The sequence below is a fragment of the Pseudomonas sp. B21-056 genome (genome assembly GCF_026016325.1).
Lineage (GTDB): Bacteria > Pseudomonadota > Gammaproteobacteria > Pseudomonadales > Pseudomonadaceae > Aquipseudomonas.
In genome coordinates this window covers 3633749-3647074 of sequence record NZ_CP087203.1, presented here as the reverse complement: position 1 = coordinate 3647074, position 13326 = coordinate 3633749, and the positions used below count along the sequence as shown (strand labels likewise).

At 63.2% G+C, this 13326-nt stretch carries 12 protein-coding genes; 4 read left to right on the top strand and 8 right to left on the bottom strand.

Features of this window, described 5'->3' with window-relative positions; genetic code table 11:
- Position 1: 1 nt before the first annotated feature.
- The 7 genes from LOY67_RS15365 to LOY67_RS15335 all read right to left on the bottom strand — a co-directional run bounded on the left by LOY67_RS15365 (position 2) and on the right by LOY67_RS15335 (position 6341).
- Entirely contained in the window at positions 2 to 754 is a 753-nt protein-coding gene (locus tag LOY67_RS15365) for a GntR family transcriptional regulator (RefSeq protein ID WP_265063298.1), read from the bottom strand.
- Positions 755 to 835: 81 nt separating this feature from the next.
- On the bottom strand, positions 836 to 1225 hold the full coding sequence (locus LOY67_RS15360) for a carboxymuconolactone decarboxylase family protein (protein ID WP_265063297.1): 390 nt from the start codon (positions 1223 to 1225) through the stop codon (positions 836 to 838).
- Between the two features lie 21 nt (positions 1226 to 1246).
- Positions 1247 to 2698 carry an NAD-dependent succinate-semialdehyde dehydrogenase gene (locus tag LOY67_RS15355; RefSeq protein ID WP_265063296.1) on the bottom strand — a complete coding sequence of 484 codons (1452 nt, stop codon included), beginning with the start codon at positions 2696 to 2698 and terminating at the stop codon, positions 1247 to 1249.
- Between the two features lie 197 nt (positions 2699 to 2895).
- Complete coding sequence (locus LOY67_RS15350) at positions 2896 to 3381, bottom strand: flavin reductase family protein (RefSeq protein WP_041022987.1); 486 nt, start codon at positions 3379 to 3381, stop codon at positions 2896 to 2898.
- Positions 3382 to 3393: 12 nt separating this feature from the next.
- Positions 3394 to 4875, bottom strand: coding sequence for an aldehyde dehydrogenase (locus tag LOY67_RS15345; protein ID WP_265063295.1), 1482 nt, complete (start codon positions 4873 to 4875; stop codon positions 3394 to 3396).
- Positions 4872 to 5705, bottom strand: coding sequence for an alpha/beta fold hydrolase (locus LOY67_RS15340; protein WP_265063294.1), 834 nt, complete (start codon positions 5703 to 5705; stop codon positions 4872 to 4874). The genes LOY67_RS15345 and LOY67_RS15340 overlap by 4 nt, the downstream gene beginning before the upstream one ends.
- A 45-nt stretch (positions 5706 to 5750) precedes the next feature.
- A complete protein-coding gene (locus LOY67_RS15335; RefSeq protein WP_041022990.1) occupies positions 5751 to 6341 on the bottom strand; it encodes an amino acid synthesis family protein in 591 nt (196 codons plus the stop codon).
- Positions 6342 to 6942: 601 nt separating this feature from the next.
- Here LOY67_RS15335 and LOY67_RS15330 point away from each other — a divergent pair.
- Genes LOY67_RS15330 through LOY67_RS15320 form a run of 3 tightly spaced genes read left to right on the top strand, consistent with a single transcriptional unit; the run spans position 6943 to position 10100 of the window.
- The gene (locus LOY67_RS15330; RefSeq protein WP_265063293.1) at positions 6943 to 8352 is read left to right on the top strand and encodes a circularly permuted type 2 ATP-grasp protein; all 1410 of its coding nucleotides are present in this window, start codon (positions 6943 to 6945) and stop codon (positions 8350 to 8352) included.
- Between the two features lie 3 nt (positions 8353 to 8355).
- Positions 8356 to 9306, top strand: coding sequence for an alpha-E domain-containing protein (locus LOY67_RS15325; RefSeq protein WP_265063292.1), 951 nt, complete (start codon positions 8356 to 8358; stop codon positions 9304 to 9306).
- Positions 9303 to 10100, top strand: coding sequence for a transglutaminase family protein (locus tag LOY67_RS15320; RefSeq protein ID WP_265063291.1), 798 nt, complete (start codon positions 9303 to 9305; stop codon positions 10098 to 10100). Before LOY67_RS15325 ends, LOY67_RS15320 begins: the two co-directional genes overlap by 4 nt.
- A gap of 137 nt (positions 10101 to 10237) precedes the next feature.
- Here LOY67_RS15320 and LOY67_RS15315 read toward each other — a convergent pair whose 3' ends face one another.
- The gene (locus LOY67_RS15315) at positions 10238 to 11578 is read right to left on the bottom strand and encodes a diaminobutyrate--2-oxoglutarate transaminase family protein (protein WP_265063290.1); all 1341 of its coding nucleotides are present in this window, start codon (positions 11576 to 11578) and stop codon (positions 10238 to 10240) included.
- Positions 11579 to 11894: 316 nt separating this feature from the next.
- Between LOY67_RS15315 and LOY67_RS15310 the strand changes: the two genes are divergently transcribed.
- The gene (locus tag LOY67_RS15310; protein WP_265063289.1) at positions 11895 to 13325 is read left to right on the top strand and encodes an efflux transporter outer membrane subunit; all 1431 of its coding nucleotides are present in this window, start codon (positions 11895 to 11897) and stop codon (positions 13323 to 13325) included.
- Position 13326 lies beyond the last annotated feature (1 nt).

Below are 13326 nucleotides of genomic sequence, written 5' to 3'. Positions count from 1 at the left end.
GTCAGTGTCCTATACGGGGTTCTTTCAAGGCGATGGGGGCGGTGATTTCAGGAATGTCGCCGGTCTCTTCCTGCTTACGCTTGAGGTACTCCAGCGCAACCTTGGCCGCGGCCCGTACGTGGTCCACCGAAGCCTGGTGGGCGGCCAGCGGATCGCCGCTTTTGATGGCCTCGACGATACGTTCCATTTCCTGGTTGCTGGCGCCGCGACGGTTTTCCTGGGACACCGAGGTGGCCCGCAGGTAGCTGATGCGCGCCTGCAACTGGCGCAACTGGGTGGCCGCCACATGGTTGCCGGAGCCTTCGAGCAGCACGTCGTAGAAACCCTGCACCGAATCCAGCACCTGTTGCAGCTCGCCGTCCTTGAGGGCCTCGCGGTTTTCCTTCAGGGCGTTTTCAAGGGCCTTGATGTCCCTGGCACTGGCGCGCAGGGTGAACAGTTGGACGATCAGCCCTTCGAGCACGCAACGCAGCTCATAGATGTCACCGGCATCGTCCAGGGTGATGATCGCTACCCGTGGGCCCTTGGCATCGGCGAATTCCACCAGGCCTTCGGACTCCAGGTGGCGCAAGGCTTCGCGTACCGACGTGCGGCTCACACCCAGGCGATCGCACAGATCGCGCTCGACCAGACGATCCCCCGGCAGGAGCTGGAAGTTCATGATGGCGCTTCGCAGTTTATCCAGCACGATCTCGCGCAGGGTAACGGGGTTGCGATTGACCTTGAAGCTGTCGTCGAGTGGCAGGCGTTTCATGGGCGTTGCTCTTTAGGTGGCTGTCCACACAAAAAGAGCACGTCGATCACCATCACGTGCTCTTTCCGGACACAGCCAAGGTTAACTGGAGGCCTCGGCATCGGCTTCAGCGAAGGCTTCACGGGCGAGCCGGAAACTGTCGACGGCCGCGGGTACACCGCAATAAATACCGACCTGAAGCAGGATTTCGCGTATTTGTTCACGACTCAGGCCATTGCGCAAGGCACCGCGCACATGCAGTTTGAGCTCGTGAGGCCGATTGAGGGCCGAAATCATGGCCAAGTTTATCATGCTGCGTTCCTTGAGCGACAAACCCTCGCGGCCCCAGACGTGACCCCAGCAGTATTCGGTGACCATTTCCTGCAACGGCCGGGTGAAGTCGTCGGCGTTTTCGATGGAGCGCTTCACATAGGCTTCGCCCAGCACCTGGGTGCGGATCTGCAAGCCTTTCGCGTATTTTTCGTTGCTCATTTTCCATGTCTCCCGTGGGGCTCAGAGCCCGCCCATCAGGGTGTATTTGAGTTCAAGGTAGTCCTCGATGCCGTATTTGGAGCCTTCGCGCCCCAGGCCCGAGGTCTTGACGCCGCCGAACGGGGCCACCTCGGTTGAGATCAGCCCTTCATTGATGCCGACCATGCCGTATTCCAGCGCCTCGCTCATGCGCCAGGCCCGGCCCAGGTCGCGGGTATAGCAATAGGCGGCGAGCCCGGAGTCGGTGTCGTTGGCCATCTCCACGGCCTGGGCCTCGCTGTCGAAGCGAAAGACCGCGGCCAGCGGCCCGAAGGTTTCTTCCCGGGCGACTTTCATCTGCGTCGTGACGCCGGCCAGCACCGTCGGCTGGAAGAACCCGTGACCCAAGGCATGGCGTTCGCCGCCGCAGAGCACCCGGGCACCGTGGGCGAGGGCGTCCTGGACGTGATCCTCGACCTTGGCGACGGCCCGTTCGTTGATCAGCGGACCCTGGCTGACGCCCGTCTCGAAACCGCTGCCGACTTTCAGTTGCGCTACGCGCTCGGACAGGCGTGCGACAAATGCATCATGAATGCCGTCCTGCACCAGGAAGCGATTGACGCAGACGCAGGTCTGCCCGGCATTGCGGAACTTGGCGATCAACGCACCTTCCACTGCGCGCTCCAGGTCAGCGTCGTCGAAGACGATGAAGGGGGCATTGCCGCCCAGTTCCAGCGAGACCTTCTTCAAGGTTGGCGCGCACTGGGCCATCAGCAGTTTGCCAATGGCCGTGGAGCCGGTGAACGACAGCTTGCGTACCAACGGACTGCTGGTCAGTTCGCCGCCGATGGCCACGGCGTCACCGGTAATCACGTTGAAGATCCCTGCTGGAATACCGGCCTGTTCCGCCAGGGCCGCCATGGCCAGGGCCGAGAACGGCGTTTCCGGCGCAGGCTTGACGATGCAGGGACAGCCGGCGGCCAGGGCAGGCCCGGCCTTGCGGGTGATCATCGCCGCCGGGAAGTTCCACGGGGTGATGGCTGCGACGACACCAATGGGCTCCTTGCTCACCACGATGCGGGCATCGCCCTTGTGGCTGGGGATGGTGTCGCCATAAATGCGTTTGGCTTCTTCGGCGAACCATTCGATGAAGCTGGCGGCGTAGAGGATCTCGCCCTTGGCTTCGGTCAGTGGCTTGCCTTGTTCGAGGGTGAGGATCTCTGCCAGTGCATCGGCGTTTTCAAGCATCAGCCCGTGCCAACGCTTGAGGATCTGGCTGCGCTCCTTGGCGAGCAGCCCGCGCCAGGCCGGCCAGGCTTTGTTGGCGGCGGCGATGGCCTGGCGGGCGTGTTCGGCGCCCAGGTTCGGCACCCGGCCGATCAACTCGCCATTGGCCGGGTTGAAGATTTCCTGGCAGGCGCCATCAGGTGCCTCCAGCCATTGGCCGTCGATGTAGGCTTGTTGGCGGAACAGTTGCGAGGCTGCTGGACTCATGCCGGCTCCTGAAATAAAGATAGAAAAGTCACTTCTGGCCCCCTGTGGCGAGGGGATTTATCCCCGCTGGGCCGCGGAGCAGCCCTAAGACCTGCCAGCTCGGTGTGTCAGGTTGAGCTTTTGGGGCCGCTTCGCGCCCCAGCGGGGATAAATCCCCTCGCCACAACGGTGTTCGGCTCAGGTTCTTCTTGCGCCGTTCAGCCCAGCGCGGGCAGGGCGCCCAGCTTGCCCTTGTGGTAGATCATCGGCGTAACCGGCTGCTCGGGCAGGATCAGGTGCTTCACCGCGCCGACGATGATCGCGTGATCGCCGCCGTCGTATTCGCGCCACAGTTCGCACTCGATGATCGCCGTGGCCTTGGCCAGGATCGGGTTGCCGAGGTCGCTCAGGTGCCAGTCGATGCCCTTGGCCTTGTCCTTGCCTTTACCGGCGAAGGCGTAGGCTTCGGCGGTCTGGTCGGCGGACAGCAGGTGAATCGCAAACTGCTTGCTGTCCCGCAGGATCGGATAGGTGTCGGAGGCGTAGTTGGGGCAGAACAACACCAGCGCCGGGTCGATCGACAGCGCGCTGAACGCACTGGCGGTGATGCCGACGATGTTCCCTTCAGGGTCCAGGGTGGTGACCACCGTGACGCCGGATGGGAACGAGCCCATGACTTCTTTGTAAATGCCGGGTTCGATCATGGCGGCAGTCTCCTAGCGCATCACGAAGGGGTCAGGCATCGGTGCCTGAGAGAGGTTGATCCACACCGTTTTCAGGTCGGTGTAGGCCAGCACCGAATCGATGCCGCTTTCACGTCCGTAGCCGCTGTTCTTGAAGCCACCGATAGGTGCCATGGCCGAGACGGCGCGGTAGGTGTTGACCCAGATGATGCCCGAACGCACGTCCCGGGCCAGGCGATGGGCGCGGCCGAGGTCGCGGGTCCAGATGCCGGCGGCGAGGCCGAACTGCGAGTCGTTGGCGATGGCCAGCGCTTCGGCTTCGTCCTTGAAGCGAATCACCGACGCCACAGGGCCGAAGACTTCTTCCTGCATGATCTTCATCGAATTGCGGTCGCATTCGAACAGGGTCGGCTCGTAGAACCAGCCGTCACCCAGGTTCTGCGGGCGCTTGCCACCGAGGCGCAGCCGCGCACCCTCGGCGATGGCATCGGCGACCAGGCCTTCGACCACGGCCAGTTGCTGGGCGGTGGCCATCGGGCCCATTTCGCTGCTGTCGTCTTGCGGGTTGCCGATGCGGATGCGCTTGGCGCGCTCTTCCAGGCGCGAGACGAATTCATCGTAGATCTCGTCCTGCACCAACAACCGTGAGCCGGACACGCAGCTCTGGCCCGACGCCGCATAGATCCCGGCAATCGCACCGTTGATGGCACTGTCGAGGTCGGCGTCGGCGAAAATGATGTTGGGCGACTTGCCCCCCAGCTCCAGGGACAACTTGGCGAAGTTCTCCGCGCTGCTGCGCACCACATGGCGAGCCGTGGCGGCGCCACCGGTGAAGGCGATCTTGCGTATCAGCGGATGACGGGTGAGGGCGGCGCCGGTACTCGGGCCATAACCGGTCACGACGTTGACCACGCCGGCTGGAAATCCGGCTTCCAGGGCCAGGCGAGCCAGCTCCAGGATGGTCGCCGAGGCGTGTTCGGACGGCTTGATCACGATGGTGTTGCCCGCCGCCAGTGCCGGGGCGAGCTTGATCGCGGTCAGGTACAGCGGGCTGTTCCAGGGAATGATCGCCGCCACCACGCCCATGGCTTCGTGCACGGTGTAGGCAAACATGTCCGGCTTGTCGAGGGGCAGGGTGCCGCCTTCGAGTTTGTCGGCCAGGCCCGCGGTGTAGTGGAAGAACTCCGGCAGATAGCCGACCTGGCCCCGGGTTTCGCGGATCAGCTTGCCGTTGTCGCGGCTTTCCAGCTGGGCCAGTTGTTCCTTGTTCTCGGCGATCAGGTCACCGAGACGGCGCAGCAACTTGCCCCGGGCGGTCGCGGTGAGGCCACGCCAGGCAGGGCTGTCGAACGCCGTTTGTGCCGCCTGGACGGCGCGTTCGACATCGGCTTCACCGGCATCGGGCAGTTCGGCCCAGGCCTGGGCCAGGGCCGGGTTCAGGCTTTCGAAGGTCTTGCCGGACAGGGCATCGACCCATTCACCGCCGATGCACATCTGGAAACGTGCGAGTGTCATGCAACGATCCCCTTTATTGGATTGGGTTGGGCGTACGCCTTGTCGAGAAATTCCAGCAGCAACTGGTTGACCAGGCGTGGCGATTCCACCGGCATCATATGCCGCTGCTCGGCGAGCACGGCAACGGCGGCACCGGGAATGCGCGCGGCCAGTTGTTCGGCCATTTCCGGGGTCGAGCCCGGGTCCAGCTCGCCGGTGGCGATCAGCGTGGGGGCCTGGATGCTGCCCAGGTCGTCGGCGCGGTACATGTCCTGGGTGGCGAACAGTTCATAGGTGGTCAGGTAGCCCTGGGGATCGTTCTTCGCCAGGGTCTGGCGCAGCGCGGCGATCTGTGCCGGGTTGGCGGCCTGGTATTCGCGGCTGAACCAGCGCGACAGTGCGGCTTCGGCGTTGGCATCCGGGCCATGCTCGGCGGCCTGGGCCGTCCGGGCGATGACCCCGGCGCGTTGCTCGGGGCTGCGGTTGAACACACTGTTGAGCACCACCAGGCTTTGCAGGCGCTGCGGGTAATGCAGGGCGAAGGCACGTGCCACCAAGCCGCCCATGGAAAAACCGATCACCGTGGCCTGAGGCAGTTGCAGGTGCTCGAGCAGTTCCAGCAACTGGTCGGCATAACCGAGCAGACCGGTGCCATTGGCGGGGCGTGGGCTGGCGCCATGGCCGAGCATGTCGTAGGCAATCACGCGGTACTTCGTGGCCAGGCCAACGACCTGGCCGCCCCACATTTCTTTGTTCAGGCCCACGCCGTGGATCAAGACCACGGGCTGGCCTTGGCCGGTCGCCAGGTAACTGGTGCCGGCCGGGGTGAGTTCAGCGGTGAGCCGAATCATGGAGCGCTCCTGCTTGCCTTTTCTTGTTGTGGGGGCCGGGCTGGATTACTGCGCCTTCTCGGCGGCCAGTTCTTCCAGATCGATGTAGCGGTTGCCGATGCGTGGATGCAGGCGACCGCCATCGGCGCAACCCAGCACCACGACGATTTCGTCGGCGCGCGGTGCGTCTTCGATCTGCATTTCCAGGGTGATGTAGTGCGAACGCAGGCCTTCGTCGTCCTTGTGCATCATCGGGATCTGGATCGAGGTGCCTGGGCCGCCGCGCTTGTTGGTGAAGCTCAGGTAGCTCTTGGCCTTGACCGCTTCGCGGTAGTGGTTACCGAAGCGCAGGGTATGGATCACGGCGGAAGCGTGCTCGATTTCGCCGTCGGCGCCGACGACTGCGGCCTTGCCGTAGGCTTCGATTTTTTCTGCGCCGCCGATGATGCCCACCAGGCGCTCGACCATCAATGCACCGAGATCGGAGCAGTTGGCACGGATTTCCGGCTTCAGGTCTTCAACGAAGCCACGACCCAGCCAAGGGTTCTTCATGACCACCGCCAGCCCGACCATGGTTACCGGCTTATCGGTGACCTTGCCACCTTCGATAAAGGTTTCTTCGACATAGCTGACGATCTTGCGAATTTCGAAACTCATGAGCTGCTCCGTAGACGGGGTGAAAGATGTCTGTGCGTATGATGGTATACCATAATACTGTGAGCGCAAGTCCCTCTGTTGAGTTTGTTCGCGGGGAGGCGACAGAAGGCCAGCTCCCAAGGGGCGTGCAAGACGTCGGGATGACGGCAGTGAGTATAAATTTCCCCATTTCAGGGCAGGTAATGGCTGTTACCCGTTTCGATGCACCGATTCGACTCGTTCCGCTACACGCTACAGCGCGCCGAACTAATCGTTTCAGCCTTTGAACAGCCTTTCAGTCGCCAGAATGAAAATAAATTTCGCTTTAGCGTACGTTCAGGCCGTTTTTTCCAGTTTGCGTGCGCATATTCCGTGGCTAGGCACAGCCTTTGCTATGGTTCCTGAGACAAAGTCATCGCACCGATGGCTTCGATAAAGCGGAGACATTCATTACGCAGATATAAACGGGGGCGCACGTCATCCAGACGCAAAGGCCACACCAGAGACGGATGTCTATCGAGGTGCTCAGAAAAAACAGGGCTCATTAACGCAAGGCAAGGCCGGACCATTGGAATGACGAAGTAATAAGAAATGCCGTGTAGAACGCGGCTGGGAGTTGGCTATGCCCCGAGCTTTTTTTGATGAAATGTACGACGCCAAGGGTGACTGCCGCCCGCATTACCAAGCCTTCGCACGCTGGCTGGCGGACACGCCGGTCGAACTGCTCGATCAGCGTCGACGCGAAGCCGACCTGCTGTTCCATCGAGCCGGGATCACCTTCACCCTGTACGGAGACGAGCAGGGCACCGAGCGGTTGATTCCCTTCGACATCATTCCCCGCAGCATCAAGGCCAGTGAGTGGCGGAAAGTCGAGCAGGGCTGCATCCAGCGGGTCCAGGCCCTGAACATGTTCCTGGCCGACATCTATCACGACCAGCACATCCTCAAGGAAGGCATCATTCCCGCCGAGCAGGTGCTGGCCAACGAGGGTTACCAGATTGCGATGCAGGGCCTGAACCTGCACCGGGGCATCTACGCCCACATTGCCGGCGTCGACCTGGTTCGCGACGGTGACGGCAGTTACTACGTGCTGGAAGACAACCTGCGTACGCCCAGCGGCGTGAGCTACATGCTCGAAGACCGCAAGATGATGATGCGCCTGTTCCCCGAGCTTTTCGCCGCCCAGCGCGTGGCCCCCATCGATCATTACCCGAACCTGCTGATCGACACCCTCAAGAGTTCGAGCCCGCTGGACAATCCCACCGCCGTGGTGCTGACCCCGGGTCGCTTCAACAGTGCCTATTTCGAGCATGCGTTCCTGGCTCGGGAAATGGGCGTGGAACTGGTGGAGGGTGCCGACCTGTTCGTGCGCGACGACCATGTCTACATGCGCACGACCGCCGGTCCCAAGCAGGTGGATGTGATCTACCGGCGTCTCGACGATGCCTACCTCGACCCATTGTCGTTCAACCCCGATTCGATGCTGGGCGTGCCGGGCCTGATCGCCGTCTACCGTGCCGGTAACGTGGTGCTGGCGAACGCGGTCGGCACCGGCGTCGCCGATGACAAGTCGATCTACCCTTATGTCGACGAGATGATCCGCTTCTACCTCACTGAAGAACCGATCCTGAAGAACGTGCCCACCTGGCAGTGCCGCAAGCCCGAGGAACTGTCCCATGTGCTGGCGAACCTGCCCGATCTGGTGGTCAAGGAAACCCAGGGCTCCGGCGGCTACGGCATGCTGGTGGGGCCGGCGGCCACCGCAGCGGAAATCGAAGACTTCCGTGCACGACTCAAGGCCCGTCCCGAAGCCTACATCGCCCAACCGACCCTGAGCCTGTCCACTTGCCCGACTTTTGTCGAAAGTGGCATCGCGCCGCGCCATATCGACCTGCGGCCGTTCGTGCTGTCGGGCAAGGAAACCCGCCTGGTGCCAGGTGGCCTGACCCGCGTGGCGCTTCGTGAAGGCTCGCTGGTGGTGAACTCGTCCCAGGGCGGCGGCACCAAGGACACTTGGGTAGTGGAGGATTAAGACATGCTTTCAAGAACCGCTTCGGACCTCTACTGGATGTCCCGCTACCTGGAGCGCGCCGAGAACCTGGCGCGCATGCTCGAAGTCAGTTACTCGCTGTCGCTGATGCCCCAGGCCGGGCGCAGCGACGGTCATGCCGAGCTGGCGATGTCGCTGCTGGCGGCCGGCACGCTGGACGACTACAACGCACGTTATGGCGAGCTGAACAGCGAACACATGCTGCATTTCTTCGCACTCGATGAAACCAACCCTGGCAGCATCTATAGCTGCCTGCGAGCAGCGCGGACCAATGCCCATGCGGTGCGCGGGCGGATCACCGCCGACATGTGGGAAAACATCAACGCCACTTGGCTGGAAATGCGCAACATCGCCAGCAATGGCCTGGGTCGCTACGGCATCAGCCATTTCTGCGAATGGGTCAAGGAGCGCTCGCACCTGTTCCGCGGCGCGACGTCGGGCACCATCATGCGCAACGATGCCTACAGTTTCATTCGCCTGGGAACCTTCATCGAGCGGGCGGACAACACCCTGCGTCTGCTGGATGCGCGCTACGAAATGTTCGGCGAGGAATCGGAAGAGGTCAGCGACAATTCGGCCCGCGGCTATTACCAGTGGAGCGCTTTGCTGCGGGCACTGTCGTCGTTCGAGGCCTTCAACGAGATCTACCGCAACGCGCCGAATGCCGAGCAAGTCTCGGAAATGTTGCTGCTGCGCGCCGATGTCCCGCGTTCGTTGCATGCCTGCATCGAGGAGCTGGACCAGATTCTCGCCGGCCTGCCAGGTCACAACGGCCGCCCGGCCCAGCGCCTGGCTGCGGAGTTGAATGCGCGCCTGCGTTATTCCGGGATCGACGAGATCCTGGCGTCGGGCCTGCACCTTTGGCTGACCGATCTCATCGACCAGATCCGTCACTTGGGCCAGACCGTTCACGAGTCCTATCTGGAGGTCGTATGAAACTGTCCATACGCCACGACACCACCTACCGTTACACCGACGATGTCTGCACCAGCATCCAGTTCCTGCGCCTGACCCCGAGGGACAGCCAGCGCCAGCGCGTCCTGCAATGGCATCTGGAATTACCCCGTCTGGTGCGCAGCCAGCTCGACCCCTATGGCAACATCCTGCATGTGATGACCATGGACGAGCCCCACGGCGCCTTGGTGCTGACCGCTTATGGCGAGGTGCAGATCCATCAGGCGGTGGAGATGGAACCGGACTCGCAGTCGCCGCTGCCGTTCCTGCGCAGCAGCCGCCTGACCCAGGCGGATGATGCGCTGAGCGCATTTGCCGTGGAGCAATGTGCGGGGCGACGCGATCGTGCAGCGCTGAGCGATCTGATGGAGGGACTCGCGACGCGCATGCCTTATAGCCCTGGCACGACCGCTGTCAGCAGCACGGCCGCCGAGGCGTTTGCCGGCGGTACGGGCGTCTGCCAGGACCATACCCACGCGTTCCTGGCCTGCGCGCGCAGCCTGGGCATTCCAGCGCGCTATGTCTCCGGCTATTTGTACACCGAAGATGAAACGCATCTGGCGAGCCATGCCTGGGCCGAAGCCTGGCTGGACAATGGCTGGTACAGCTTCGACGTGACCAACCGCCTGATCCGCCCCGACCGGCATCTGAAGCTGGCGGTCGGCCTGGACTACCTCGACGCCTGCCCGGTACGTGGCATGCGCCGGGGTGGTGGGGCAGAGCAGATGCAGGCGCGGGTGCAGGTGAACTCGATGGTGCAGGTGCAGCACCAATAGGCGAGAAATCGCTGAAGCTGAAGGCCTCATCGCGAGCAGGCTCGCTCCCACAATGGGACTGGTGTCGGGCACAAACCCGGCGTCCCCCCGAATCCCTTGTGGGAGTGAGCTTGCTCGCTCCCACAAGGTGTTGCTCCTCAGGCCGTTTCGCGTGCCACACGCGGGCGGGTTTCGGCGATTTTTCCAAGGGACTGTTCAAACCGGTCGAGGACCATGTCGACTTCGCTCTCGGTGATGGTCAGGGGCGGCAGGAACCTGAGTACCGCGCCGTGGCGCCCTCCGGTTTCCATCATCAGGCCATTGTCGAAGCAGTTGAGCTTGATGGCGTGTGCCAGGGCTCCGTCGGCCTGGCCGGCGCGTTGGGTGGCGGTCGGTTGGGTGATTTCCACGCCGATCATCAAGCCGCGACCACGGATGTCGCCGATGCAGGAAAACCGTTGCGCGATGTCCTGGAGGCCGTTCTTCAGCCGCTCGCCCATCCGCGCGGCATTGGCAACCAGGTTGTCTTTCCTGATCTGCCGCATGGTTGCAGCACCCGCCACCATCGCTATCTGATTGCCGCGGAACGTGCCCGCGTGCATGCCGCGGCCCCAGGTATCCAGATGCCTGGCATACACGATGACCGACAGGGGGTAGCCGCCGCCGATGGCTTTTGACAGCACCAGGATGTCGGGCACGATACCCGCGTGCTCAATGGCGAAGGTGTTGCCGGTACGACCCAGGCCGGTCTGGACTTCGTCGACGATCAGCAGGATGTCCTGCTCCAGGGTGATTTCCCGCAGAGCCCGCAGCCAGTTGGCCGAGGCCGGGATGCAGCCGCCTTCACCCTGCACGACCTCAACGATCACCGCCGCCGGTTTGGCTACGCCGCCTTCGGGGTCCGACAGTACGGTGCGGATGTAGTCGATGGACAACTGATCGGTATGTTCGCCATCGGTGCCGAACGGGCAGCGGAAGCGATAGGGGAACGGCAAGAAGTGTGTGCCCTGGGCAATGAGACCTTCGGCGCTCTTGGGCGACAGGTTGCCCATGGCGGACAAGGCCCCGGCAGTCATCCCGTGATAGCCGCCATGAAACGCCATCAGGGGCGAGCGCCGGGTGTAGTGGCGTGCCAGCTTGATGGCTGCTTCGACCGCATCCGAACCGCTGGGCCCGCAGAACAGAATCTTGCTGGTCTCGCGCATGCCTGCCGGCAGCATCGAGAACAGCTCCTGCACGAAGGCATGCTTGGCCGGTGTCGCCAGGTCGAGCGCCTGCTGCAGATGATCGCCGGCAAGAAAATCCATCACGGCGTCCCGGACTTGCGGCGGGTTGTGCCCCAAGGCCAGGGTGCCGGCATTCGACAGGCAATCGAGAAATTCCTGGCCGCTGGCGTCCTTGATCCGCATCCCCTTGCCGCTGACAAATAGCCGCTGGAAAGCCTGCGCATAGGTTCGCGCATTCGACTCGACATTTTCGAGGTAACTGAGTGCTTCCATGTTCGATCATCCGTTGGCTATGGAAAGGGAGGCGCAGGACCCTGTGGGAGCGAGCTTGCTCGCGATTGCGGTAGGGCAGCCGCATCGATGGTGCATGTACCGCCGCTATCGCGAGCAGGCTCGCTCCCACAGGGGGAGATATTCGCGGGTCCGGGGCATTTCAGCAGGCCTGCGCACTTCTCGCGAACTTTCTTGCCGGCACCTGTCCCCGTTTCCCACGCCAGACACAAAACCGCCCCCAGGGTTAAATAACCGAATCAAATCTGCCGCGTCCCTGAACGGTTCGTTCACTTTTGCCAGGCCTCCAAAAAAACCTATGCATGTCTTCAAGCCCCGGGAAAACCTACTGCTGGCGACACTGTGTGCGGTGGTCCTGAACGGCTGCGTATTAGGGCCGGATTATCGGACGCCGGTCGTCCCGGTCGCGACCCGGTGGCAAGCCCCCTTGCCCCATGGAGCGTCCGTGGCCGCCCTGGCTGACTGGTGGCAGCAGTTCGATGACCCGGCGTTGGCCGAGCTGCTGCGCCTGGCCGAAGCCGACAGCCCGTCGATGGACCAGGCGTGGGCCAATATCGCGCTGGCACGGGCGACCGCAGACAGCGATGCAGCCGATGCCATGCCCAGGGTCGATGGCCGGTTATCCAAAGGTCGTGGCGGCCAACAGACGGGACCCCAGCGCTTGGGTGGCTCGGGTTCTTCCGCCGCGCTGGACGCGGCGTGGGAGATCGACCTGTTCGGCAAGCTGCGGCGCAATAACGAAGCGGTCAGTTCACGTGTCGAGGCGCGGGTGGATGACTGGCATGACGCACGGGTTTCCCTGGCGGCACAGGTGGGCGACTACTACGTGCAATACCGCGGTTGCCAGAAACTGGTGCTGGCCTACAAGGACCAGGCCCAGTCGCAACAGGACACGGCGCGCATCACGCGGCAGTCGTTCGGTGCCGGCTTCACCTCGTCCGCCGACGCCGCCCTGGCCGATGCCAGTGCCGCCAGCAGCGCGGCAGCCCTGGTCCAGCAGCAGAGTGAATGCGCGGTGCTGCTCAAGAGTCTGGTGGCGCTGACCGGCGGCGATGAAGAGCGAGTGATCGGCGTGCTCGGCAAGACCCCGGCGCAATTGCCCGAACCTGCCGGGCTCAACGTGCAGCAGATCCCCGCCGACATGCTGCGCCAGCGCCCGGATGTCGCCTCCCGCGAACGGGAACTGGCGGCGGCGAATGCCGAGATCGGCGTAGCCCAGGCGGACCGGCTGCCGAGCCTGAGCCTGTCCGGCACCTTTTCGGTAGGCAACACGGTGGGGCAGCGCAACCGCTCCTGGTCGCTGGGCCCGGTGTTGACGGTGCCACTGCTTGACGGCGGCAAACGGCGCGCGGCGGTGGACGGTGCCAGGGCCTCTTACGACGCCGCCCTCGCGGTTTATCGCCAGACGCTGCGCACCAGTGTCATGGAAGTCGAACAGGCGCTGGTGCGCCTCGATGCGGCGCGGCGACGGGAGTCCGATGTCGAGCGTTCCACCGCCGGCTTTCGCGAGTCGTTCGAGGCCATCGACCGCAATTGGCAGGCTGGCAGCGTCAGTCTGCTGGATCGCGAAACCGCCCGCCGTCAGGCGCTGACGGCTGAAATCGAATTGATCACCTTGCAACAGGATCAGGTTCGCTACTGGATCGCCCTGTACAAGGCATTGGGCGGCGGATGGCAAGCCAGTCAACCGCTGGCTCGGCACCCGGCATCGAACGGAGAGGGCGTGTGAG